Genomic DNA, 21,355 nt, shown 5'->3' on the forward strand with positions numbered 1-21,355 from the left:
GGAACTTAACGAGAACGAAAGCCCCGAGCATCAGCTCGCGGGCTTGGTCGCCGCCTGGGCCTGCTGCACCTTGCCCTTGTTTTCCTGCATCAGCTTGTAGGCGTGGCTATACCAGTCGGTGCCCGGATAGTTGGCGCCGAGCACGGCCGCGGCCTTCTCGGCTTCCTCCGGCACGCCGAGCGCCAGATAGCTCTCGGTCAGGCGCATCAGCGCCTCGGGCACGTGGGTGGTGGTCTGATACTGGTCGACCACGGTGCGGAAGCGCAGCGTCGCCGAAAGCCACTGGCCGCGCGTCTCGTAGAAGCGGCCGATCTCCATTTCCTTGCCGGCCAGGTGGTCGCGGACAAGGTCGATCTTCAGGCGCGCATCGGCAGCGTATTTGGTGTTCGGGTAGCGGCGGGTCAGCTCGCCCAGCGAATCGAGTGCCTGCTGCGTGATCTTCTGGTCGCGCTGCACGTCGCTGATCTGCTCGTAATAGCTCAGGCCGATCAGGTAATAGGCATAGGGCGCGTCGCGGTTGCCCGGATGCACCGCCAGGAAGCGCTGCGCCGACGAGATGGATTCGGTGTAGTCGCGGTTCAGATAATAGCTGAATGCGCCCATCAGCTGCGCGCGGCGCGCCCAGACCGAATAGGGGTGCTGGCGCTCGACTTCGTCGAACAGCGCGGCGGCCAGCTTGTACTGGTGCTGGTCGAGCTTCTGCTTGGCGGTGGAATAGAGCGTGCCGACGTCGCGCGCGACATAGGGAAGGTCCTTGCCGCCACTCTTCTTGGCGCAACCGGCCATCGAGAGCGCGAGAACCGGAAGCAGGGAGAGCGCAAGCGCGCGAGTGGTGGAAGTACGCATGGGCGGGGGTCTTAGCGCGGTCCCGTGGCTTCAAACAATCCTTTTCGCGGCGTCATTGTGTCATTGCCGGAACCACCCATAATCAGCAATTGCGGCGGGAGCCTCGAGGGGGCATGCGCGTTCCGATACAGAACCGTTTTTCACGAGGGAAATTGTGACCGCTACCCTGCTTGCCACCCATCGCGTCGAGAAGCCCTGGGGCCGCCACACCCTGTGGTCTGGCTTCGCCGATCCCGCCGCCGATGGCGAGCCAGTGGGCGAGATCTGGTTCCAGACGCCGGGCAACAGCGCGCCGGACCTCCTCATCAAGTACCTGTTCACCAGCGAGAAGCTGTCGGTCCAGGTCCACCCGACCGACGAACAGGCCCAGGCCGTGGGCCTGCCGCGCGGCAAGGACGAATGCTGGGTGATCCTGGCCGCCGAACCCGATTCGACGATCGCGCTGGGCACCAAGGCGCCGGTCGACCACGAGACGCTGCGCGCCGCCGCGCTCGACGGCTCGATCGAGCACCTGCTCGACTGGAAGCCGGTCAAGGCCGGCGACTTCTTCTATTCGGGCTCGGGCACGATCCACGCGATCGGTGCAGGGATCACACTGGTCGAGGTGCAGCAGAACAGCGAGACCACCTATCGCCTCTATGATTATGGCCGTCCGCGCGAACTGCACCTCGACCAGGGCGTCGCCGTTTCGGATCCGGTGCCGTACGTGCCGCACCCTATGCCGGGCCGCGTGAGCGATGACCGCAATATCCTGGTCGAAGGCCCCAAGTTCGTGCTCGAGCGCTGGGAAGGCGGCAAGCGCAGCATCACCCTGCCCGAAGACACCACCGGCTGGCTGATCCCGCTGCGCGGCGAAGGCGTCGTCGATGGCGTGGCGTTCCAGGCCGGCCAGTGCCTCACGGTCGAGGGCAGCGCCGATCTCCATGCCGAAGTCGGCAGCGACCTGCTCTTCGCCTATCCGGGCGATACCCGGATCTGACGCATGGCTCCCGCGTGAACGGGAAGTAGTTTTCCGTTCACGCAACCGCTCTCCGCCCGGCACGTTGGTCGTCTGGGAAAACAAGGAGAGAATCCATGCGTATCCTTTTCGCCGCCGCGGTTGCCGCGGCCGCCCTCGCGACGCCTGCCGCCGCCCAGGGCTGGAACGAGCGCGAGGCGCGCGCCGATTGCCGCCACGACCTGCGCAATTCGGATAGCCGCGGCGAATATCGCCGCGAGGCGCGCGACTGCCGCAACGATATCGCCAATGCCCAGCGCCAGGACCGGCGCGAGTGGCGCCGCGATTATCGCCGCTATCGCAACTACGACTATAACCGCCTGCCCCCGGGCGAGCGCTATTACAACCCGGGCGACTATTATCGCGACGGCCGCTATTATCGCGAGCGCCGCCTGAGCCGGAACGACCGCATCTATCGCGGCAATGACGGGCGTTACTATTGCCGCCGCTCGGACGGCACGACCGGCCTGATCGTGGGCGGCGTCGCCGGCGGTCTGCTCGGCAACGCGCTGTCGAATGGCCGCAACGCCACGCTCGGCACGCTGCTCGGCGCGGCCGCGGGTGCGGCGCTCGGCTCGTCGGTCGATCGCGGCGAGGTTCGCTGCCGCTAAGCTTGCCACGCAGGCAGAGAGGGGCCCGGTGGAAACGCCGGGCCCTTTTGCGTGCTCCCTCGTCACCCCGGCCTTGTGCCGGGGTCCACCGGGAGGCGAATGCCGGCCAAGAAGCTGGAACGCAGGACACGAGGCACCGTGGACCCCGGCACAAGGCCGGGGTGACGGAGGGAACGAAGGCCCGCGCCTCCCGCCTCTACGAAATCAGAAGATGAAGCCGCCCAGCCAAAGGCGGAGGAAACCGACGCCGGCCACGACGATGTTGAGGTTGCGCCCAGCATTCGAGTCCGAAAGCGCACCGAGCGCCAGACCGACCACGGCGATCGGGATCACCAGGTAGTTGAGCCATCCGAGCAGCGGGATCAGCGCGATCAGCATGAGCGGCAGGGCAATGATACCCACGAGGATCGAGAGCAGGTTCAGCATGTGCGGCGCTATACCCTATCGTTGGTGTATTATCAACATATGACAGCTAGGCGGCGAGCGGGATCAGGATCTCCGTCCTGCGCAGCACCGCCGGGGTGAAGGGCGAGTTGTAGAAGGCATGCTCCACCGGCCCCGCCGCGCTCAGTCCGTTGCGGCCGATCCAGGCGCGCAGCTCGGCCTCATGCGCATCGAACGCGCCTTCGCTGTCCACCCCGGCAAAGCGCAATGCGGCGATCCGCCGGGCGGGCAGCTTGCGCAGCCGGACGCCGGCCTCCGGATCGGGCAGGCTCTCGATCGCCACGTCGGCGGGCATCAGGAAGCGCGTGCGCCATCCGCGCCCGTCCTCGTCGCCGTCGGAGAGCACCGGCACGGTCATCGGCAGCCGACCGCCACCACGGTCCTTGCCGAACACATAGTCGGCCAGCCGGGTGAAGCCGACCGACAGCGCCGCCTGGCGGAGCCCCGGCACCACCACTTCGGCGACAAGCAGGCCAGGATAGTCGCGTACGCTGATCGCGCCGTCGCGGGTCACGGTGCTGAACCGGGCTTCTTCCTCGGGCTTGTGGAGCAGCACATATCCGACACCGGCAGCAACGGCGGCGGCCACGCCGGCGCCGATCATCTTCGCGTTGAGCTGCATGCATAACCCTTCGATCGTTCGGCCAAATACGCACACGATCCGTCCGGGGTTCCGCTTATGGTTAACGCGGCTGTGGATGGAAATCCAGCTTCCCAAAGCCTTCCTTAACCCTCCTTCGGCATAACCACGCGCCAAAGGAGCGTGTGAAGATGGCCCGCCGCGTTAATGTCCTGTTGTTTGCCCTGCCCCTCGCGCTCGCGGGATGCGGCAATAATGGCAGCCTGGGCGATGTTTCGGATACCGACAGCGGCAACGCCGCCGATCCGGCGCTGGCCAGCGCGCTGCAGGGCCAGATCATGGTCGATCCCCAGCTCGGCCGCCAGGCCAATGGCGATGCGATCCGTCCGCCGGCCCAGCCCTATTCGGGCGGCGTGCCCAACGACAATGTCGCGGCGAACGGCAGCAAGATCGACAATGGCCAGCTGCTCAAGACCCCCGCCCCGACCCAGGCAACCAAGGATTGCACCCAGTGCTCTGCCGCGCGCGATGCGGTCACGCTCGGCGGTCTTGCCGCACGCCAGAAGGATCCGAAGAGCAACCAGTGCGCCGCCTCGCTGCAATACGCAGCGGGCTGGGCGCAGCGCCTGCCGAAGGACCTGCCGCTCTATCCCCAGGCCCGCGTCACCGAAGCCGCCGGCAGCACCGCCGGCCAGTGCCAGCTGCGCTTGGTGAGCTTCTCCTCGCCCCAGCCGATGCAGGTGATGCTCGACTGGTACTACACCAAGGCGATCCGCGCCGGGTACACCGGCGAACACCAGGTCGACGGCGCCGAGCATATCCTCGGCGGCACCCGCGACAAGGATGGTGGCGCCTATGTCCTGTTCCTGACCAATCGCCCCGATGGCGGGACCGACATCGACATGGTCGCGAACAACGGGATCTGACCCCGCTACGGCTTTCGCCGTCGGCCGCTCCGAAGTCCTCGTCACCCTGAACTTGTTTCAGGGTCCAACGTGCCGCAAGCGATATCGCTGGTGGAGGGTTGGATGCTGAAACAAGTTCGGCATGACGACGAGAGATGAGAGTTCACGGTCCTCTTCCCAAATAGCCTGGGTTCCCCTCTCCCCGATTCCGCGCTAACCGCTGCGGATGCCCCCCATCCTCCTCGTCATGCTCGGCGGCGCCTTCGGTTCCGCGGCGCGCTACCTTACCGGCAAGCTCACGCTTGGCTGGTTCGGGCCGGACTATCCGTGGGGGACGCTGGCCGTGAACCTGATCGGCGGCTTCCTGATGGGCATGCTCGCCGGCACGCTTGCGAAGATCGGCCAGGGCGGCGAGCAGTGGCGCCTGCTGATCGGCGTCGGCCTGCTCGGCGGCTACACGACTTTCTCTGCCTTCACCCTCGACCTGATGAACATGATCGAGCGCGGCGACTATGGCATGGGGCTGGGCTATATCCTTGCCTCCGTGGTCGGCTCCGCCCTCGCGCTGTTCGCCGGCCTCAGCATTTTGCGAGCCATTCCATGACCCCCCCGAAAGCTCAGGACGCCGTCCGCCAGTTCACCGTCAAGCCCGATGACGACGGCATCCGCCTCGATCGCTGGTTCAAGCGGCACCTGCCCGAGACCAGCTTCAACCTGGTCTCGCGCTGGGCGCGCACCGGCCAGCTGCGCGTCGACGGCGCGCGCGCCAAGCCGGGCGACCATGTCGCGATGGGCCAGGTCATCCGCGTCCCTCCGGCCGAGGCGCCGGCGCCGGACAAGCCCGGCCGCCCCAAGCGCGTACGCGTCGTCAATCTGAGCGAGGAGCAGATCGATTTCGCCCGCTCGATGGTGATCCACCAGGACGATGCGGCGTTCGTGCTCAACAAGCCCCCCGGCCTCGCCACCCAGGGCGGCACCAAGACCACCGAGCATGTCGACGAGCTGCTCGATGCACTCCAGTACGACATGGAGAGCCGCCCCAAGCTGGTCCATCGGCTCGACAAGGATACGTCGGGCGCGCTGCTCGTCGCCCGCACCGCCCGCGCGGCGGCGGCCTTCTCGAAGAGCTTCTCCAGCCGTACCGCGCGCAAGGTCTATTGGGCGCTGATCGTCGGCGTGCCGAGCATCGAGGACGGCATGATCGAGCTGCCGATCGGCAAGCAGCCGGGCACCGGCGGCGAGAAGATGCATGTCGACGAGAAGGAGGGTTCGCCCGCCCGTACCCGCTACCGGGTGATCGCCCGCGCCGGCAATCATGCCGCCTGGGTCGAGCTCCAGCCCTTTACCGGGCGCACCCACCAGCTGCGCGTCCACATGGCGGCGATCGGCTTCCCGATCGTCGGCGACGGCAAATATGGCGGGGCCGAAGCCTTCCTGACCGGCGGCATCAGCCGCAAGATGCATCTCCACGCCCGCCGCCTCCGCGTCGATCATCCCGATGGCGGGCGGATCGATGTACGCGCATCGCTGCCGCACCATTTCGCCGAATCGCTGCGTACGCTCGGCTTCGAGGAAGCGGAGGGCGACGCGCTCCACCTCGATGACGGTCCGCCGCCGATGACCAGGGAACAGCTCAAGGCCAATGCCCGCGCGCATGCCAAGTCGGTCCGCAAGGAACGCCGGGGCGAGCGGCGCGGCCGGGGCGAAGGTCCCAGCGGCGACAAGCCCGCACCCCGCAGCGGCGGCAAGCCGAGCACGCGCAAGGCGCCCGCGGCCAAGCCCGGCGGCGCCAAGCCCGGCGCGCGCAAGCCTGCAGGCAAGCCCGGCGCCCGGCCCGGCCCGCGCAGCGGTGGCGGTGCGAAGCCCGGCGGTGGTGGACGCAGCGGCCCACCGCGGAGCCGCTGATGCATCCGCATCCGGCCTTCCGCTGGGAAGACCGCCCGGCGATCCGCGATCTGGTCCGCGACATCGGCTTCGGCGCGCTCTTCGCCGCGACGCCCGACGGCCCGTGCGTCGCGCATGTCCCGGTGGTGTGGCTCGACGACGATACGCTCGCCTTCCATGTCTCGCGCGGCAATCGCATCGCGAAGCATCTCGACGGCGCCACCGCCTTGTTCAGCCTGCAGGGACCGGACGCTTATGTCAGTCCCGACTGGTACGGACTGGGCCCTGACGAAGTCTCGACCTGGAACTATGTCGCGGTTGAGCTTGAGGGGAATGTCTCCCGCATGGACGATGCCGGGCTGCTCGAACATCTCGACGCCCTTGCCCATGAGCAGGAGCGCCGCCTCGCGCCCAAGCCCGAATGGAAGCGCGACAAGGTCGATCCCGCGAAGATCGCCAGGATGCTGACTGCGATCACCGGCTATCGGCTGCAGGTCCGGGCGTGGCGCGGCACGCTCAAGCTCGGCCAGAACAAGCCCGACGCCGCCCGACTCGCCGCCGCCGATGCGCTTGAGGCCCAGGGCCGCCGCGCGATGGCCGCGCTGATGCAGGGCGCGAAATGAACCGCCTCGCCGTATTCGATTGCGACGGCACGCTCGTCGATTCGCAGGCCAATATCTGCCGCGCGATGGAGGCTACCTTCGCCGCGCACCGGCTCGATCCGCCCGACCGGAACGCCATCCGACGCATCGTCGGCCTCAGCCTGGTCCCCGCCATCGCGCAATTGCTGCCCGAGGCCGAGCCGGCGCTGCACGAAGCGATGGCCGAGGAGTATAAGCGCGCCTTCCACGCGATGCGGGCGAGCGCCGCGCTCGATCCCGAGCCGCTCTATGACGGCATTCTAGATACGATCGAGGCGCTCGACGCCGCCGGCTGGCTGCTCGGCGTCGCCACCGGAAAGTCCGATCGCGGGCTGCACCTGATCCTCGAGCATCATGGCATCCGGCACCGCTTCATCACGCTGCAGACCGCCGATCGCCACCCGTCCAAGCCGCATCCCGCGATGCTTGAGCTTGCTATCGCCGAGGCCGGTGCCGCGCCCGAGACAACGGCGATGATCGGCGATACCAGCTTTGACATGGCGATGGCCCGTGCCGCTGGCACGCATGCGCTTGGTGTGCTATGGGGATACCACACATCCGAGGAACTGCTCGGCGCCGGTGCCCATGGGCTCGCCGACCACGCCAGCCAGCTCTTCGCGCACCTGGAGCGGATATGACCGAGGCCGAGCAGCTGGCGCGCAAGCGCTATTACATGATCGTCGCGCTCAACATGCTCGGCACCGCCGGCGCGGTGCTCGGTCTGCTGATCGCCGGCCGTGCCCATAATTACGGCGTCACCGTGTTCGGGGGTGCCATCCTGCTCGCCTCGCTCTATTTCATGGCGGTGGTGCCGCGCTACTTCGCCCGGCGCTGGAAGACCCCCGTGGAGGCAACACCCGAAGCATGAAGCGTTTCTGGAAGGAAGTGACCGTCGAGAATGGCCAGGTGGCACTCGACGGCAAGCCGGTGCGCACGCCGGGTCGCGCGCCCCTCGCCCTGCCGAATCCCGCGCTTGCCGAAGCGGTGGCCGAGGAATGGCGCGCGGTGGGCGAGACGATCGACCCGCGCGCGATGCCGCTCACCGGCCTCGCCAATGCCGCGATCGACCGGATCGCGCCCGACACCGCGACCTTCGCCGCCGGTCTCGCCGCCTATGGGGAAAGCGACCTGCTCTATTACCGGGCCGAGGATCCCATCCAGCTGGTCGAGCGCCAGGCCGAGGCCTGGGATCCGCTGCTCGACTGGGCGCGCGGCCGCTACGACGTGCATTTCGAGACCACTGCCGGGGTGATGCACAAGCCCCAGCCCGAAGCCACGCTCGCCCGGCTGTCCGAAGCGGTGCACGCGCTCGACGCCTTCCACCTCGCCGGCCTGTCGCCAGTGGTGACGGTCAGCGGCACGCTGGTCGGCGCGCTGGCGCTGCTCAAGGGCGCGGTTGAAGCCGAAACGCTGTGGCAGGCCGCGCATGTCGACGAGCTGTGGCAGGCCGAATTGTGGGGTGAGGACGCGCTTGCGCTCGAAGCCCGCGAGAACCGCCGCGCGGAGTTCATGGCCGGGGTGAAGTTCCTGGGGCTGCTCTAAAGCTCCCGAAAGCACCCCAGGATCAGCCGCCTGGCATCGAAGGGAATCTCTCCCTCAACCTCCAGGCTGCCGTCCGCATGCATCGCCGCCTCGGCGGCATCGAGCGTCGCCTTGTCGGGCCAGGCCTGCCAGGAGATGACGATCTTCTCCCCCGGTTCGGCCGCCACTGCCTTGCGGAAGTCGGTCACCGAGCCGTCGGGCACGAAATCTTCCCAGGCCTCGGTGATCGACACACAGCCATGTGCCTTGAAGATCGCCGCACCCCGCGCCGCCCAGGCGCGATAGGTGTCCTCTTTCACTTCCGGCACCGGGATCACCAGTGCGCAGATATACATCAGGCGCTCGCCGGCACCGGCCGCGGCAGCGCCCAGGCGAGCACCGCACCGGCCGCGACCCAACTCGCCACGTCGCTGATCCACAGATAGGTGAAATAACCCCAGGGCGCGTGGTTGAAGATCGGCTGGCCGAGGTCGGAATAGGCGGTCACCGCCACGGCCGTGATCGCCACCAGCTTCAGCCGGTCGGCAAAGCTCAGCGTCGCGGCGACCATGCGCAGCGCGAAACCGGCGACCAGCGCGCAGACGATGGCAAGGATCAGCCCACCGAACAGCGCGCTCGCATCGAACGCCGCGAAGCCATGCTGGTTGAACAGGATCATCGCCACTGGCCCCTGGCCGTAGAGCGCGGTGCCTGCGGGCGTATAGGGCCAGGGCACCGGATAGGCGCCGGTGCCAAGCGGCCCGAGATGTTGCGCCAGTGCCGCATGAAGCGCCGCGCTCGCGGCATCGTCGGTCTTGGAAAGCGCGATCAGGCTGAGGGGCGTACCCCAGAAGATGAAGCCCACCAGCCACATTGCGAGCCCACCCAGGACTCCGCCGAGCAACAGTCTAGCCATCAAACCCTCCCTGTTGGGAAGGTTACTTCATCAACCCGCGGATGAATCCGATCAAGCCCGTCTGGCGCGAGCGCTTGAGCCGCTCGGCGTTCAGGATCGTGTGCACCGAGCGATAGCATTGATCGACATCGTCATTGACCAGCACATAGTCATAGCCGTCCCAGTGGCTGACTTCGGCGGCCGCGCGCGCCATGCGGGCATCGATCACTTCGATCGAGTCGGTCGCGCGATTGACCAGCCGCTGGCGCAGCTCGACGAAGGACGGCGGCAGGATGAACACGCGGACCACGTCGCCGCCGGCCAGCTGGAACAGCTGCTGCGCGCCCTGCCAGTCGATGTCGAACAGCACGTCGCGGCCCGAATCGAGGATCTCCTCCACGGTCGAGCGCAGCGTGCCGTAGCGGTGGTTGAACACATGCGCCCATTCGAGGAACTCATGGTTGTTCGCGATTTCGCGGAACCGCTCGAGATCGACGAAATGATAGTCGACGCCGTCCACTTCCCCCGGGCGCATCGCGCGGGTGGTGACGGAAACGGACATCTGGAGATGCTCGTCGGCGGCAAGCAGCTTGCGCGCGATCGTCGACTTGCCGGCGCCGGAAGGCGAGGACAGCACGAACAATACGCCGCGTCGCTTGAATCCGTGCGGGTCGGTCTCGGTGGAATGGGGCATGGGTGCCTTTGGCGTGGGAGTCGCGCCTACGTCAAGCTAGGACCGGCACCCAATGCCCTTCCGTTTCGGGAATCCGCGGCGCTCAGGCCGCGGTTTCGCGCCCGCGCGTGAAATGATGCCATGCATAGGCCGCGCCGCCGATCACGATCGCAGCGGGCACGATCTTCTTCGCCGCCTTCCAGGTCAGCACCCCGGCGATCGCGCCCAGCGCCCCGCCCTCACCGTCCGCACGGTCGATGCGATTGCCGATCCAGCCTGCGATTGCGTCCCCGATCATGGTTGCTCCGTCGTTGGTGGTTACGAAGAGCAAGCGATTGAAAGGGCTACTGGTTCCCCGGCGAAAGCCGGGGCCCAGAGTAACAAGGCGAGACGGCAGAGAAACCCTGTCCCCGGCTTTCGCCGGGGAACAGGGGCGCTCGTTTCCCTTCTTACCGCCCGATCATCGTCTCGGGACGGACATACTGGTCGAACGTCGCCTCATCGACGAGGCCCAGCGCCAGCCCGCTCTCCTTGAGCGTCAGGCCCTTCTCATGCGCGTTCTTCGCGATCTTGGCGGCATTGTCATAGCCGATCGCCGGCGCCAGCGCGGTCACCAGCATCAGCGAGCGATCGACCAATGCCTTGATCTGCGACTCGTTCGCCTCGATCCCGTCGACGCAGCGCTCGGCGAAGCTCGTCATGCCGATGGACAGCAGCGAGATCGAGCGCAGCACGTTCGCGCCGATCAGCGGCATGAACACGTTGAGCTCGAAATGGCCCTGCATGCCGCCGACGGTGACTGCCTGGTTGTTACCGATCACCTGCGCCGCGACCATCGTCAGCGATTCGCACTGGGTCGGGTTGACCTTGCCCGGCATGATCGAGCTGCCCGGCTCGTTGGCCGGCAGCGACAGCTCGCCCAGGCCCGAGCGCGGGCCCGAGCCGAGGAAGCGGATGTCGTTGGCGATCTTGTTGAGCGCCACCGCCAGCGTGTTGAGCGCGCCCGAGAAAAAGACCAGCCCGTCCTTGGCCGCCAGCTGCTCGAACTTGTTCGGCGCCGGCTCGAACTGCTGGCCGGCGATGTCGGTGATCGCCGCCGACATATCCTCGGCCCAGCCCTCCGGCGCGTTGAGCCCGGTGCCGACCGCGGTGCCGCCGATCGCCAGCTTGCGCAGGTTGCCGTTCAGCGCGCCTTCGATCCGCGCCTTGCAGCTGATCAGCTGCGCCGCATAGCCGCCGAACTCCTGGCCGAGCGTCAGCGGGGTCGCGTCCTGGGTGTGGGTGCGGCCGATCTTGATGATATGATCCCAGGCCTCGGCCTTGGCGGTCAGCGAGGCGGTGAGCTGGTCGAGCGCCGGGATCAGCGTCTTGTAGGTCTCGATCACCGCCGCGACGTGCAGCGCGGTCGGGAAGCTGTCGTTCGACGACTGGCTCATGTTGACGTGATCGTTCGGGTGCACCGGCGACTTGCCGCCCTTGGTGCCCGCCAGTACGAAATTCGCGCGGCCGGCGATCACTTCGTTGACGTTCATGTTGGTCTGGGTGCCCGAGCCGGTCTGCCAGATCACCAGCGGGAACTGGTCGTCGAGATCACCCGCGACGATCTCCTGCGCCGCCGCCTCGATCGCATCGGCGATCTTGGCGTCCATGCCGTGCTTGCGGTTCACCCGCGCCGCGGCCTGCTTCACGATCGCCTGGGCATGGACGATGCCCAGCGGCATGCGCTCCATCGCGCCGAACGGGAAGTTCTCGATCGAACGCTGGGTCTGGGCGCCCCAATAGGCGTCGGCGGGAACTTCGATTGCGCCAATCGAGTCGGTTTCGGTGCGAGTGGTCACACGGTGCCTTTCATTCTGGATCCGCCTTTCGCGGAGTCGCGGCGGCTCTAGCCCCTTGCCCACCGCGATTCCAGCACCCCCGCGCAGGTGTCTGGCAGCGCAGGAATTTTGAGCGGCGTTAACCAACTATCCAAGTCTGGCTTCTTACAATGGACTCATGCACGCTGGCGCACATCTTCCCTCTTCCAACGGATCGCAGGAGCGCGCGCCGCGCAAGAACCTGTTCCTGGCGGCCGCGATCGAAGCGGATGCACTCAAGGTGCAGGTCCGTATCCGCAATCTTTCGGAAGGCGGTGCGATGCTCGACGGCGCCGTGCTGCCGCGCACCGGCACGCATCTGGTCCTGCGCCGCGCCGAGATCGAGATGCCCGCCCGCGTGGTCTGGCAAACCGAGGGCCGCTGCGGCGTCGCCTTCGATCACAGTGCCGTCACCGTCGACGAATGGATTTCGGGCAACCGCATCGCCAGCTTCGACGGCTATCGCGGCCAGGCCCGGGTCGATGCGATCCAGGAAGCCGTGCGCAGCGGTGCCGCGCTCCCCGCCGAGCCCGCCCCGCCCCCGGCCGCGCCCGCCATGGCCGATCTCGGCCAGCGGCTGGTCGAGGAAGTCTTCCATGTCCGCGAGCTGCTCGACAGCCTGGGCGAGCGGCTGGTCGAGGACCCGCACGTCATCGCCCAGCATCTCGAGGCACTGCAGAATCTCGATCGCGCCAGCCAGATCCTCGAGCATCTCGGCTCGATCCTCAGCGCGGAGGATCCCGGCGCCGCGGCCCAGGCCGTAGCGATGCAGGATCTGCGCGCCCGCCTGATGCGCCCGTCGAGCGCGAATGATGGGTAAGGCGAGCCTCTCGCTTTAAACCACCACCGTCATCCCCGCGCAGGCGGGGATCCAGGGTAATCCGGGAAAGCGCAGCAATCTAACCAAGGGCTCGCCGGACACGGCAAAGCGCGCCGCACCGTCAGCGCTGCTTGGCTCTGGATCCCCGCCTGCGCGGGGATGACGGTGAAGAAATGGGGATGACGATCGGGAGCGAAGGTAAGAGCAGGCGCCGAAGCGCCACCCCTTACTTCTTCCGCTTGAAGTCCACCGAGACGACGTTCGAGCCGTCCTCGACCGGCTTCGCCGCCGGGCCGTCATTCTCCGCTTCCTCATGCTGCGGATCGGGCTCGTCGCCATTTTCCGCTGCCTGGAAGCGCAGCTCGAAGTTCACCGCCGGATCGTGGAAGCCGGTGATCGCCGAGAAGGGGATGTTGAGCATCGCCGGGATCTGGTTGAAGCTCAGGCCCACCGAGAATTTCTCGCCGTCCACCTTCAGGTCCCAGAATCGGTGCTGCAGGACGATGGTCATCTCGTCCGGGAACCGATCGATCAGCCGCTGCGGGATATCGACTCCCGGCGCGTGCGTCTTGAAGGTGATGTAGAAATGATGCCCGCCGGGCAGGTTGCCGCCCGAATCGGCAACCGAGCCGAGCACGCGGCCGACGACTGCGCGCAGGGCCTCCTGCACGATCTCATCATAGGGAATCAGGCTATCGGGCACGTTGCCGGTCATGCCCCTTGGGTAGCGTACGGAGCCGCACGGTCAAGATTGCATGCGCGGCAAGCTTCGTTATGGGGGTCGCGATGCGCACCGCCACCGTAAGCCGCAAGACGAGCGAGACCGCCGTCGACGTCACCGTCAACCTGGACGGGACGGGAGCCTATTCCATCTCCACGGGAATCGGCTTCTTCGATCACATGCTCGAGCAGCTCAGCCGCCATTCGCTGATCGATCTCGACGTGAAGACGGTGGGCGACCTCCATATCGACCAGCACCACACGGTCGAGGATACCGGCCTCGCGATCGGCGAGGCGATCCTCAAGGCGCTCGGCGACAAGAAGGGCATCCGCCGCTACGCCGACGCGCTGTCGCCGATGGACGAGACGCTCACCCGCGTCGCCATCGACATTTCCGGCCGCCCCTATCTCGTCTGGAAGACCGAATTCTCGCAAAAGCGACTCGGCGAGATGGACACCGAGATGTTCGAGCACTGGTTCCACAGCTTCGCCCAGACTGCCGGCCTGACGCTGCACGTCGAGACGCTGTACGGCACCAACAACCACCATATCGCCGAAGCCGCGTTCAAGGGCCTGGCCCGGGCGCTGCGCGAAGCGGTCGAGATCGATCCGCGCAAGGCAGGCGTGGTCCCTTCGACCAAGGGCGTGCTCTGATGCTGGTCGTGCTGCTGCGCTACAAGGTCCCGCTCGCCGAAGTGGATGCGCAGCGCCCCGCCCATATCGAATGGCTGAAGAGCCATTACGCCACCGGCACGCTGCTCGCTTCGGGCCCGCAGGAGCCGCGCACCGGCGGCGTGATCCTGATGCGCGGCACTCGCGCCGAGGCCGAGCGGCTCGTCACCACCGACCCCTTCGCGATCCACGGCATCGCCGATTATGAGATCGTCGAGTTCGTCCCCGCGATGACCGCGCCAGGCCTCGAGGCGCTGGCGTCGTGACCATCGCCCTGATCGACTATGGCGCGGGCAATCTCTATTCCGTCCACAACGCGCTGAAGGCCGCCGGCGCGACCGATATCGCCGTCACCGCCGATCCCGAAGCCGTGCTGAACGCCGACCGCGTCGTCCTGCCCGGTGTCGGCGCCTTCGGGGCCTGCGCGGCCGGGCTGCGCAACATCGCCGGCATGGTCGAGGCGCTGAACACCCGGGTCCGCACCCAGGGCGCGCCCTTCCTCGGCGTCTGCGTCGGCATGCAGCTGATGGGCGATGCCGGCGAGGAGATGGGCACCCATCCCGGCCTCGGCTGGATCCCCGGCACGGTCCGCGCCATCGCGCCCGCCCCCGGCGTCCATGTCCCGCACATGGGCTGGAACGACGTGATCCCCGCCTCCCCGCACCCGCTGATCGAGCCGGGCGAAGCCTATTTCCTCCACAGCTTCGCCTTCACCGGCGAGGACGTGATCGCCACCACCGATCATGGCGGCCCGGTCACCGCGGCGATCGGCCGCGACAACATGATCGGCGTCCAGTTCCACCCCGAAAAGAGCCAGCGCTACGGCATCGCGCTGGTCGAAAGGTTCCTCCAGTGGCGTCCGTAGAAACCGGCCTGATCATCTTCCCCGCGATCGACCTCAAGGGCGGCCAGGTCGTCCGCCTGGCCGAAGGCGACATGGACCGCGCCACTGTCTATGGCGACAATCCCGCTGCCCAGGCCGAGCTTTTCGCCCAGGCCGGCGCCGAATGGCTGCATGTGGTGGACCTGGATGGCGCCTTTGCCGGCGAATCGGTCAACGGCGCTGCCGTCGCCTCGATCCTCGAGAGCGGCTTTGGCGGCCATATCCAGCTCGGCGGCGGCATCCGGAACCGCGAATCGATCGACCGCTGGCTCGATCTCGGGGTGAAGCGCGTCGTGATCGGCACCGCCGCGCTGGAGAACCCGGAGCTGGTCAAGGCGGCCGCCCGCGACAATCCCGGCCGCATCGTCGTCGCGGTGGACGCGCGCGACGGCATGGTCGCCACCCATGGCTGGGCGGATGTGTCGGATGTGTCGGTGGTCGACCTCGCCCGTCGCTTCGAGGACGCCGGCGTCGCCGCTTTGCTGTTCACCGATGTCGGCCGCGACGGCCTGCTCAAGGGCTGCAATGTCGAGGCGACCGTCGCACTCGCCCGCGCCGTCGCGATTCCCGTGATCGCCAGCGGCGGCGTCACCGACATCGCCGACATCCATGCGCTGCGCCCCCATGTCGCCGACGGTGTCGAGGGCGTCATCACGGGCCGCGCCCTCTATGACGGCCGGCTCGACCTGAAATGGGCGATCGAGGTGGGCAAGGCATGACCGTCCGCGCCCGCGTCATCCCCTGCCTCGACGTCGCCAATGGCCGCGTCGTCAAGGGCGTGAACTTCGTCGACCTGATCGATGCCGGCGATCCGGTCGAGCAGGCCCGCGCCTATGACGCCGCCGGCGCCGACGAGCTCTGCTTCCTCGACATCACCGCCAGCCACGAAGCGCGCGGCACGATCCTCGACGTGGTGCGCCGCACCGCCGAGGTCTGCTTCATGCCGCTCACCGTCGGCGGCGGCGTGCGCACCGTCGAGGATGCCCGCGCGCTCCTCCTTGCCGGGGCGGACAAGGTCGCGGTCAACTCCGCCGCCGTCTCGCGCCCCGAAGTGGTGGCCGAGATCGCCGAGAAGATGGGCAGCCAGTGCGTCGTCGCCTCGGTCGATGCGCGCCGCACTGCCAATGGCTGGGAAGTCTTCACGCACGGCGGCCGCAAGCCGACCGGCATCGACGCGGTCACCCACGCCCTCGCCCTCGCCCATCTCGGCGCCGGCGAGCTGCTGATCACCTCGATGGACCGCGACGGCACCAAGGACGGCTATGACCTCGAGCTGATCCGCACGATCGCCGACCAGGTGACCGTGCCCGTGGTCGCCTCGGGCGGGGTCGGCAACCTCCAGCACCTGGTCGACGGCATCACCCAGGGCCATGCCAGCGCCGTGCTCGCCGCCTCGATCTTCCATTTCGGCGAGGCAAGCATCGCCGATGCGCATGCCGCGCTGGCTGCCGCGGGGATTCCGGTCCGCAGCTGAGCTTCACCCCGGCTTTCGCCGGGACGACGGATGGCACTTAACCCTTCCCCAACCCTGCCGCGCTAACCCATGCGCATGCTCAAGCTCAAGCTCAAGCTCCCGCTGTGCGCCGCTGCCCTGTCGATAGCCCTCGCTCCAGCGGCAATAGCCCAGGGCGCCAAGGCCAGCTCTCCCGTCGAGTTCGCCCGCGATGTCGCGCAGCTCAAGCCCGGCGAATGGGTCTGGGCGCCCGAAGTCGCGCCGGCCGGGCCGATCCTCGTCTATGTCGATCTCTCCGCCCAGCGCGCCACCGTCTACCGTAACGGCGTCCGCATCGCGGTGAGCACCGTCTCCTCGGGCAAGGCAGGACACGAGACCCCCACCGGCGTGTTCACCGTGCTCCAGAAGGACGCGAAGCACCGCTCGAGCAAGTACAACAACGCCCCCATGCCGTTCACCCAGCGCCTGACCTGGGACGGCATCGCGCTCCACGCCGGCGGGCTGCCCGGCTATCCCGAGAGCCATGGCTGCGTGCACTTGCCCTATGACTTCGCCAAGGCGCTGTTCGCGGAGACCAGCCTGGGCGTCACCGTGGTGGTCGAGGGCAATGCCGCCGACCATATCGACACGACCGAGGCCAGCCTGCTCTCCCCGCTCGATGCGAAGGGCAAGCCCCTCGCCGACCAGCCGCTCTCCGACAGCCAGCAATATCGCTGGCAGCCCGAGCGTTCGCCCGCCGGCCCGCTCACCATCATCGTCTCGAAGAGCGACCAGCGCATCGTCGTGCTGCGCGGGGGTGTCGAGATCGGCCGCAGCGCCGCGCATATCGACGACAATGATCCCGGCTCGCACGTCATCACGCTCACCCACGGCCCCGACGGCGCCGACTATTGGGTCTATGTCGGCCTGCCCGGCCACAGCGAGGATGCCGGCCGCACCCTCGACGAGGCGACGCGCAACCGCGTGCGGATGCCCCGCGCCTTTTACGAGGCGGTGAAGGCCGAGCTCGTCCCCGGCGCGACGATTCTCGTCACCCAGTCTCGCGTCGGCGCTTCGCCGGGCAAGCGGATCACGATCATGGACGCGGTGAACCCGGCGCCCTGATTAACATTCTGTCGGGACTTTTCTGCCACTATCGCCGCATGCGCATCGCTCTCCTGCCTTTGGCCCTGCTCGCCGCGATCCCGGCCATCGCCGCCGACGAGCCGCCGCACACCGGCCGCGCCGGCACGCGCTCGATGCCCGAGCTTTCGGACCTCGCGCTCGCCGCCTGCGCCGCCGGCGGCATCTGGTTCGTCCGCCGCCAGCTGCGCGCGCGTTTCCGCAAGACCGCACCCAAGGATTGACGACGCAGGATTGACAGGCGCCCCCGGCTCGCTCAGCCGGAAACCATGGCCGATATGCTCGACACGCTGGAACAGACGATCCGCGCCCGCCGCGGCGCCGATCCCTCGACTTCCTATGTGGCCAAGCTCATCCATCGCGGCCGCGCCAAGATCGCGCAGAAGCTGGGCGAGGAAGCCACCGAGACGGTGATCGCCGCGATCCAGGACGATCGCGAGGAACTCACCAAGGAAGCCGCCGACCTGGTCTTCCACCTGATCGTGCTGCTCGCCGATGCCGGCCTGAGCCTCGACGATGTCCGCGCCGAACTCGCCCGCCGCGAAGGCATGTCGGGCCTGGAGGAGAAAGCAAGCCGTGCCGATTGACGCCACCCAGCCCTATGACGACCAGAACATCTTCGCGAAGATCCTGCGCGGCGAGATTCCGTCGAAGAAGGTCTTCGAGAACGAGTTCGCCCTCGCCTTCCACGACATCAATCCGCAGGCGCCGCACCATATCCTGGTGATCCCCAAGGGCCCGTATGTGTCGTGGGACGATTTCTCGGCCCGGGCGGGCGAGGCGGAGATCGCCGGCTTCGTCCGCGCGGTGGGCCAGGTCGCCCGCGACGCCGGCTTCGTCCAGCCTGGCTACCGCCTGCTCGCCAATACCGGGTTCGACGCGCACCAGGAGGTGCCGCACCTCCATGTCCATATCTTCGCCGGCAAGCCGCTCGGCCCGATGCTGGCGCGTTAGTGTTGCCAACCCTGCTCCCCGGCGAAAGCCGGGGATCAGCATCAATCACGCTGTCCGCTCCCCACAACTCGCCGCTTTCGTGCGCGAAAGCTGGACTTTGGGCGACTAAAGCATTGCCTCCCCCGGTTTTGCGGCTAGGCTCCGCGCTTTCATCCAAAAGGGGCGGCGGGATCAGCCCGCCGTAGAGGGGACCATCCAATGATCTTCGGGCGCGTAAAGCCACTCGATGCCATCCTCGCCACCGCCGAGAAAAAATCGCTCCACCGTTCGCTGGGGGCTTTTCAGCTCACCATGCTCGGCATCGGCGCGGTGATCGGCACCGGCATTTTCGTTCTCACCGCCGAAGCCGCGCAAAAGGCCGGCCCCGGCATGATGATCTCCTTCATCATCGCCGGCGTGGTCTGCGCCTTCGCCGCACTCTGCTACGCCGAGATGGCGTCGATGGTCCCGGTCTCGGGCTCCGCCTACACCTATAGCTATGCCGTGATGGGCGAACTGATCGCCTGGATGGTCGGCTGGGCCCTCATCCTCGAATATGCGGTCGCCGCGGGCGCGGTCTCGGTCGGCTGGTCCGGCTATGTGATCGGCCTGATCGAGCATACCTTCCATGTCGACATACCCGCCTCGCTGGTCACCGGACCGTTCGATGGCGGCCTGATCAACCTGCCCGCGATGCTGATCGCCGCGCTGGTCACCTGGCTGCTGGTCATCGGCACCAAGGAGAGCGCCACGGTCAACGCCATCCTGGTCGCGATCAAGATCACCGCGCTCACCGTGTTCATCATCCTGGCGGTGCCGGTGATGAACAGCGCGCAGTTCTCGCCCTTCGCGCCGACCGGCGTCATCGGCGTCTCGATGGCGGCAGCGTCGATCTTCTTCGCCTATGTCGGCTTCGACGCGGTTTCGACCGCGGCCGAAGAGACCAAGAACCCGCAGCGCAACATGCCGATCGGCCTGATCGGTTCGCTCGCCATCTGCACCATCTTCTACCTGCTCGTCGCCGCCGGCGTGATCGGCGCTCCGGGCCTCAGCACCCAGCCGGTTACCGACGCGATGGGCCATGCCCTCGAGCCGGGCAGCCGCGAACTGGCCGCCCAGTGCGCCAGCCGCGCCGCCGAAGGCTTCAAGGACGTGGTCTGCTCGAAGGAAGCGCTGGCCTTCACCCTGCGTGAAATCGGCTGGCCGCAGATCGGCAACCTGCTCGGCCTCGCCGCCGGCCTGGCACTGCCCTCGGTCATCCTGATGATGATGTTCGGCCAGACCCGCATCTTCTTCGTGATGAGCCGCGACGGCCTGCTCCCCGCCGCCTTCTCGAAGATCCACCCGAAGTTCAACACCCCGCACGTGATCACGATCATCACGGGTATCGCGGTGGCGCTGTTCGCGGCGTTCTTCCCGGTCGGCCAGCTCGCCAACATCTCCAACTCGGGCACGCTGTTCGCGTTCGCCGCGGTGTCGATCGCGGTGATGGTGATCCGCAAGACCGACCCGACCCGCAAGCGCCCGTTCAAGACGCCGTTCGTGTTCATCACGGCGCCGATCGCGATCCTGGGCTGCCTGTATCTGTTCATCAGCCTCGATCACAAGAGCATCATCCTCTTCCTGATCTGGGCGGCGGTCGGCCTGCTCGTCTATTTCGGCTACAGCCGCTCGCGCAGCCATGTTGGCCGCGGCATCGTCGATGTGTCCGAGCATCAGGCCTATGAGGAACTGGACCCGCCGGTCCCCGGCACCCATTAAGGGCGCCGGTTTCCAGGCAAGGAAAAAGGGCCGGAGGAGCGATCCTCCGGCCCTTCTTCTTTTGTCTGAAGCCCCTCCCCTTCAGGAGAGGGGCTTTTAGCAGCTCAGCCCAGCTTCTCTGCCGCCAGCGCCTTGAGGTCGACCTCGGCGCGCGCACCATAGTGCTGGATGATCTCGGCGGCGCACAGCGCGCCCAGGCGCAGCGAGTCCTTCACCGAGCGGCCCTGGGCCTGGCCGTGCAGGAAGCCCGCCGCGAAGCTGTCGCCCGCGCCGGTGGTATCGACCAGCTTCGCGATCGGCTCGGCCGGAACCTCGACGCGCTCGTCGCCGACCAGCGCCATCGCGCCGTGCTCGCTGCGGGTGACGACCAGCACCGGCACCTTGCCGTGGATGTGCTGCACCGCCGCTTCGAACTCCTCATGCTGGCACAGCGCCAGCAGCTCGTTCTCGTTGGCGAACAGGATGTCGATCATCCCGTCGTCGATCAGCTTGCGGAAATCGTCGCCGTGGCGCGAGATGCAGAACACGTCCGACAGTGTGAAAGCGACCTTGCGGCCATTGGCGCGCGCGATCTCGATCGCCTTGCGCATCGCGGCGCGCGGCTCTTCCGGATCCCAGAGATAGCCTTCGAGATACAGGATCGCGCCGCTGGCGATCAGCGTCTCGTCCAGCGCCGAGGCCGGCAGGAACTGCGAGGCGCCCAGGAAGGTGTTCATCGTGCGCTGGCCGTCCGGCGTCACGAAGATCAGGCAGCGCGCGGTGGTCGGCTGGCCGGGACGGACTTCGGTGTCGAAATGCACGCCGGCGGCGCGCAGGTCGTGCGCGAAGACCGCGCCGAGCTGGTCGTCGGCGACCTGGCCGATAAAGGCGGCCTTGCTGCCGAGCGCGGCGAGGCCGGCGACGGTGTTGCTCGCCGAGCCGCCCGAAACCTCGCGGCCCGGACCCATCTTGGCATAGAGCGCATCGGCTTCCTCGGGCGAGAACATGAGCTGCATCGAGCCCTTGGCCACGCCGATCTCCTCGATGAAGCTGTCCTCGGCCTGGGCGAGGATGTCGACGATCGCGTTGCCGATGGCGACGACGTCATAGGTGGGGCTGGTCAAACGAATGCTCCAAAAAGATTGCGTCGTCGCCGTAG

Annotated in this window: 30 protein-coding genes; 20 read left to right on the forward strand and 10 right to left on the reverse strand. The window is 67.3% G+C overall.

Translation table 11 applies throughout. The features are described from left to right. Positions 1-30: 30 nt before the first annotated feature. On the reverse strand, positions 31-846 hold the full coding sequence (locus tag HNP52_RS20805) for an outer membrane protein assembly factor BamD (protein ID WP_184170162.1): 816 nt from the start codon (positions 844-846) through the stop codon (positions 31-33). Between the two features lie 154 nt (positions 847-1,000). On the opposite strand from HNP52_RS20805, the gene HNP52_RS20810 reads away from it, so the two are divergent. Both HNP52_RS20810 and HNP52_RS20815 read left to right on the forward strand, forming a co-directional pair. After that, positions 1,001-1,825: a class I mannose-6-phosphate isomerase gene (locus tag HNP52_RS20810; RefSeq protein WP_184170165.1), complete on the forward strand. Its 825-nt coding sequence runs from the start codon at positions 1,001-1,003 to the stop codon at positions 1,823-1,825. Between the two features lie 95 nt (positions 1,826-1,920). Beyond that, positions 1,921-2,454 (forward strand): glycine zipper 2TM domain-containing protein, encoded by a 534-nt coding sequence (locus HNP52_RS20815; protein ID WP_184170168.1) that lies wholly within the window; start codon positions 1,921-1,923, stop codon positions 2,452-2,454. Positions 2,455-2,658: 204 nt separating this feature from the next. Here HNP52_RS20815 and HNP52_RS20820 read toward each other — a convergent pair whose 3' ends face one another. Both HNP52_RS20820 and HNP52_RS20825 read right to left on the reverse strand, forming a co-directional pair. Beyond that, positions 2,659-2,880, reverse strand: a complete 222-nt coding sequence (locus HNP52_RS20820) for a hypothetical protein (protein ID WP_183996588.1) — start codon at positions 2,878-2,880, stop codon at positions 2,659-2,661. Between the two features lie 46 nt (positions 2,881-2,926). Further along, entirely contained in the window at positions 2,927-3,520 is a 594-nt protein-coding gene (locus HNP52_RS20825) for a heme-binding protein (RefSeq protein ID WP_184170171.1), read from the reverse strand. A 149-nt stretch (positions 3,521-3,669) separates the two neighbouring features. Between HNP52_RS20825 and HNP52_RS20830 the strand changes: the two genes are divergently transcribed. From HNP52_RS20830 to HNP52_RS20860, 7 genes are all read left to right on the forward strand, one after another. Continuing rightward, positions 3,670-4,404 carry a hypothetical protein gene (locus tag HNP52_RS20830; RefSeq protein WP_184170174.1) on the forward strand — a complete coding sequence of 245 codons (735 nt, stop codon included), beginning with the start codon at positions 3,670-3,672 and terminating at the stop codon, positions 4,402-4,404. A gap of 205 nt (positions 4,405-4,609) precedes the next feature. Next, a complete protein-coding gene (crcB, locus tag HNP52_RS20835) occupies positions 4,610-4,987 on the forward strand; it encodes a fluoride efflux transporter CrcB (protein ID WP_184170177.1) in 378 nt (125 codons plus the stop codon). After that, positions 4,984-6,288 (forward strand): RluA family pseudouridine synthase, encoded by a 1,305-nt coding sequence (locus HNP52_RS20840; RefSeq protein WP_184170180.1) that lies wholly within the window; start codon positions 4,984-4,986, stop codon positions 6,286-6,288. Before crcB ends, HNP52_RS20840 begins: the two co-directional genes overlap by 4 nt. After that, on the forward strand, positions 6,288-6,890 hold the full coding sequence (locus tag HNP52_RS20845; protein ID WP_184170183.1) for an FMN-binding negative transcriptional regulator: 603 nt from the start codon (positions 6,288-6,290) through the stop codon (positions 6,888-6,890). The genes HNP52_RS20840 and HNP52_RS20845 overlap by 1 nt, the downstream gene beginning before the upstream one ends. Further along, complete coding sequence (locus HNP52_RS20850) at positions 6,887-7,546, forward strand: HAD-IA family hydrolase (protein ID WP_184170186.1); 660 nt, start codon at positions 6,887-6,889, stop codon at positions 7,544-7,546. The genes HNP52_RS20845 and HNP52_RS20850 overlap by 4 nt, the downstream gene beginning before the upstream one ends. Next, positions 7,543-7,776, forward strand: a complete 234-nt coding sequence (locus HNP52_RS20855; protein WP_184170189.1) for a hypothetical protein — start codon at positions 7,543-7,545, stop codon at positions 7,774-7,776. The genes HNP52_RS20850 and HNP52_RS20855 overlap by 4 nt, the downstream gene beginning before the upstream one ends. Next, the gene (locus HNP52_RS20860; RefSeq protein ID WP_184170192.1) at positions 7,773-8,450 is read left to right on the forward strand and encodes an ATP12 family chaperone protein; all 678 of its coding nucleotides are present in this window, start codon (positions 7,773-7,775) and stop codon (positions 8,448-8,450) included. The genes HNP52_RS20855 and HNP52_RS20860 overlap by 4 nt, the downstream gene beginning before the upstream one ends. Here HNP52_RS20860 and HNP52_RS20865 read toward each other — a convergent pair. The 5 genes from HNP52_RS20865 to fumC form a co-directional block, all read right to left on the reverse strand. Continuing rightward, positions 8,447-8,785, reverse strand: coding sequence for a DUF1428 domain-containing protein (locus HNP52_RS20865; RefSeq protein ID WP_184170195.1), 339 nt, complete (start codon positions 8,783-8,785; stop codon positions 8,447-8,449). The two genes, HNP52_RS20860 and HNP52_RS20865, sit on opposite strands and share 4 nt — an antisense overlap. Then, a complete protein-coding gene (locus HNP52_RS20870; protein ID WP_184170197.1) occupies positions 8,785-9,345 on the reverse strand; it encodes a hypothetical protein in 561 nt (186 codons plus the stop codon). Before HNP52_RS20870 ends, HNP52_RS20865 begins: the two co-directional genes overlap by 1 nt. Positions 9,346-9,367: 22 nt before the next feature. Beyond that, positions 9,368-10,018 (reverse strand): guanylate kinase, encoded by a 651-nt coding sequence (gmk, locus tag HNP52_RS20875; protein WP_184170200.1) that lies wholly within the window; start codon positions 10,016-10,018, stop codon positions 9,368-9,370. Between the two features lie 82 nt (positions 10,019-10,100). Next, entirely contained in the window at positions 10,101-10,295 is a 195-nt protein-coding gene (locus HNP52_RS20880) for a hypothetical protein (RefSeq protein ID WP_184170203.1), read from the reverse strand. A gap of 151 nt (positions 10,296-10,446) precedes the next feature. Then, positions 10,447-11,835, reverse strand: coding sequence for a class II fumarate hydratase (gene fumC, locus HNP52_RS20885; RefSeq protein ID WP_311768524.1), 1,389 nt, complete (start codon positions 11,833-11,835; stop codon positions 10,447-10,449). 157 nt (positions 11,836-11,992) lie between these two features. On the opposite strand from fumC, the gene HNP52_RS20890 reads away from it, so the two are divergent. Further along, on the forward strand, positions 11,993-12,673 hold the full coding sequence (locus HNP52_RS20890; protein ID WP_184170206.1) for a PilZ domain-containing protein: 681 nt from the start codon (positions 11,993-11,995) through the stop codon (positions 12,671-12,673). Positions 12,674-12,899: 226 nt separating this feature from the next. Here the strand turns inward: HNP52_RS20890 and HNP52_RS20895 are convergent, their stop codons facing one another. Then, on the reverse strand, positions 12,900-13,388 hold the full coding sequence (locus HNP52_RS20895) for an SspB family protein (RefSeq protein WP_184170209.1): 489 nt from the start codon (positions 13,386-13,388) through the stop codon (positions 12,900-12,902). A gap of 71 nt (positions 13,389-13,459) precedes the next feature. Here HNP52_RS20895 and hisB point away from each other — a divergent pair, with 71 nt between their 5' ends. The 10 genes from hisB to HNP52_RS20945 all read left to right on the forward strand — a co-directional run bounded on the left by hisB (position 13,460) and on the right by HNP52_RS20945 (position 20,217). Continuing rightward, on the forward strand, positions 13,460-14,047 hold the full coding sequence (gene hisB, locus HNP52_RS20900) for an imidazoleglycerol-phosphate dehydratase HisB (RefSeq protein ID WP_184170212.1): 588 nt from the start codon (positions 13,460-13,462) through the stop codon (positions 14,045-14,047). Beyond that, positions 14,047-14,331 (forward strand): YciI family protein, encoded by a 285-nt coding sequence (locus HNP52_RS20905; protein ID WP_184170215.1) that lies wholly within the window; start codon positions 14,047-14,049, stop codon positions 14,329-14,331. Before hisB ends, HNP52_RS20905 begins: the two co-directional genes overlap by 1 nt. Then, entirely contained in the window at positions 14,328-14,930 is a 603-nt protein-coding gene (gene hisH / locus HNP52_RS20910; RefSeq protein ID WP_184170218.1) for an imidazole glycerol phosphate synthase subunit HisH, read from the forward strand. The genes HNP52_RS20905 and hisH overlap by 4 nt, the downstream gene beginning before the upstream one ends. An 8-nt stretch (positions 14,931-14,938) precedes the next feature. Further along, positions 14,939-15,667 carry a 1-(5-phosphoribosyl)-5-[(5-phosphoribosylamino)methylideneamino]imidazole-4-carboxamide isomerase gene (hisA, locus tag HNP52_RS20915; protein ID WP_184170730.1) on the forward strand — a complete coding sequence of 243 codons (729 nt, stop codon included), beginning with the start codon at positions 14,939-14,941 and terminating at the stop codon, positions 15,665-15,667. Next, the gene (gene hisF, locus HNP52_RS20920) at positions 15,664-16,422 is read left to right on the forward strand and encodes an imidazole glycerol phosphate synthase subunit HisF (protein WP_184170221.1); all 759 of its coding nucleotides are present in this window, start codon (positions 15,664-15,666) and stop codon (positions 16,420-16,422) included. Before hisA ends, hisF begins: the two co-directional genes overlap by 4 nt. 69 nt (positions 16,423-16,491) lie before the next feature. After that, the gene (locus HNP52_RS20925; protein ID WP_221416584.1) at positions 16,492-17,505 is read left to right on the forward strand and encodes a L,D-transpeptidase; all 1,014 of its coding nucleotides are present in this window, start codon (positions 16,492-16,494) and stop codon (positions 17,503-17,505) included. Positions 17,506-17,543: 38 nt separating this feature from the next. After that, on the forward strand, positions 17,544-17,747 hold the full coding sequence (locus HNP52_RS20930) for a hypothetical protein (protein WP_184170767.1): 204 nt from the start codon (positions 17,544-17,546) through the stop codon (positions 17,745-17,747). 45 nt (positions 17,748-17,792) lie between these two features. Further along, positions 17,793-18,110 (forward strand): phosphoribosyl-ATP diphosphatase, encoded by a 318-nt coding sequence (locus HNP52_RS20935; protein WP_184170224.1) that lies wholly within the window; start codon positions 17,793-17,795, stop codon positions 18,108-18,110. Next, complete coding sequence (locus HNP52_RS20940) at positions 18,100-18,477, forward strand: histidine triad nucleotide-binding protein (RefSeq protein WP_184170227.1); 378 nt, start codon at positions 18,100-18,102, stop codon at positions 18,475-18,477. Before HNP52_RS20935 ends, HNP52_RS20940 begins: the two co-directional genes overlap by 11 nt. Positions 18,478-18,675: 198 nt before the next feature. Next, positions 18,676-20,217: an amino acid permease gene (locus HNP52_RS20945; protein WP_184170230.1), complete on the forward strand. Its 1,542-nt coding sequence runs from the start codon at positions 18,676-18,678 to the stop codon at positions 20,215-20,217. Between the two features lie 104 nt (positions 20,218-20,321). Here the strand turns inward: HNP52_RS20945 and HNP52_RS20950 are convergent, their stop codons facing one another. Continuing rightward, entirely contained in the window at positions 20,322-21,320 is a 999-nt protein-coding gene (locus HNP52_RS20950) for an adenosine kinase (RefSeq protein ID WP_184170234.1), read from the reverse strand. Positions 21,321-21,355: the final 35 nt, after the last annotated feature.

Origin of the sequence: Sphingomonas kyeonggiensis, assembly GCF_014204495.1 — a bacterium.
GTDB lineage: Bacteria > Pseudomonadota > Alphaproteobacteria > Sphingomonadales > Sphingomonadaceae > Sphingomonas > Sphingomonas kyeonggiensis_A.

Bases quoted from the DNA above. Each gene is read 5' to 3' on its own strand.
- HNP52_RS20805 (WP_184170162.1), bottom strand. From the start codon at position 846: ATGCGTACTTCCACCACTCGCGCGCTTGCGCTCTCCCTGCTTCCGGTT.
- HNP52_RS20815 (WP_184170168.1), top strand. From the start codon at position 1,921: ATGCGTATCCTTTTCGCCGCCGCGGTTGCCGCGGCCGCCCTCGCGACG.
- HNP52_RS20820 (WP_183996588.1), bottom strand. From the start codon at position 2,880: ATGCTGAACCTGCTCTCGATCCTCGTGGGTATCATTGCCCTGCCGCTC.
- HNP52_RS20825 (WP_184170171.1), bottom strand. From the start codon at position 3,520: ATGCAGCTCAACGCGAAGATGATCGGCGCCGGCGTGGCCGCCGCCGTT.
- HNP52_RS20830 (WP_184170174.1), top strand. From the start codon at position 3,670: ATGGCCCGCCGCGTTAATGTCCTGTTGTTTGCCCTGCCCCTCGCGCTC.
- crcB (WP_184170177.1), top strand. From the start codon at position 4,610: ATGCCCCCCATCCTCCTCGTCATGCTCGGCGGCGCCTTCGGTTCCGCG.
- HNP52_RS20840 (WP_184170180.1), top strand. From the start codon at position 4,984: ATGACCCCCCCGAAAGCTCAGGACGCCGTCCGCCAGTTCACCGTCAAG.
- HNP52_RS20845 (WP_184170183.1), top strand. From the start codon at position 6,288: ATGCATCCGCATCCGGCCTTCCGCTGGGAAGACCGCCCGGCGATCCGC.
- HNP52_RS20850 (WP_184170186.1), top strand. From the start codon at position 6,887: ATGAACCGCCTCGCCGTATTCGATTGCGACGGCACGCTCGTCGATTCG.
- HNP52_RS20855 (WP_184170189.1), top strand. From the start codon at position 7,543: ATGACCGAGGCCGAGCAGCTGGCGCGCAAGCGCTATTACATGATCGTC.
- HNP52_RS20860 (WP_184170192.1), top strand. From the start codon at position 7,773: ATGAAGCGTTTCTGGAAGGAAGTGACCGTCGAGAATGGCCAGGTGGCA.
- HNP52_RS20865 (WP_184170195.1), bottom strand. From the start codon at position 8,785: ATGTATATCTGCGCACTGGTGATCCCGGTGCCGGAAGTGAAAGAGGAC.
- HNP52_RS20870 (WP_184170197.1), bottom strand. From the start codon at position 9,345: ATGGCTAGACTGTTGCTCGGCGGAGTCCTGGGTGGGCTCGCAATGTGG.
- gmk (WP_184170200.1), bottom strand. From the start codon at position 10,018: ATGCCCCATTCCACCGAGACCGACCCGCACGGATTCAAGCGACGCGGC.
- HNP52_RS20880 (WP_184170203.1), bottom strand. From the start codon at position 10,295: ATGATCGGGGACGCAATCGCAGGCTGGATCGGCAATCGCATCGACCGT.
- HNP52_RS20890 (WP_184170206.1), top strand. From the start codon at position 11,993: ATGCACGCTGGCGCACATCTTCCCTCTTCCAACGGATCGCAGGAGCGC.
- HNP52_RS20895 (WP_184170209.1), bottom strand. From the start codon at position 13,388: ATGACCGGCAACGTGCCCGATAGCCTGATTCCCTATGATGAGATCGTG.
- hisB (WP_184170212.1), top strand. From the start codon at position 13,460: ATGCGCACCGCCACCGTAAGCCGCAAGACGAGCGAGACCGCCGTCGAC.
- HNP52_RS20905 (WP_184170215.1), top strand. From the start codon at position 14,047: ATGCTGGTCGTGCTGCTGCGCTACAAGGTCCCGCTCGCCGAAGTGGAT.
- hisF (WP_184170221.1), top strand. From the start codon at position 15,664: ATGACCGTCCGCGCCCGCGTCATCCCCTGCCTCGACGTCGCCAATGGC.
- HNP52_RS20925 (WP_221416584.1), top strand. From the start codon at position 16,492: ATGCGCATGCTCAAGCTCAAGCTCAAGCTCCCGCTGTGCGCCGCTGCC.
- HNP52_RS20930 (WP_184170767.1), top strand. From the start codon at position 17,544: ATGCGCATCGCTCTCCTGCCTTTGGCCCTGCTCGCCGCGATCCCGGCC.
- HNP52_RS20935 (WP_184170224.1), top strand. From the start codon at position 17,793: ATGGCCGATATGCTCGACACGCTGGAACAGACGATCCGCGCCCGCCGC.
- HNP52_RS20945 (WP_184170230.1), top strand. From the start codon at position 18,676: ATGATCTTCGGGCGCGTAAAGCCACTCGATGCCATCCTCGCCACCGCC.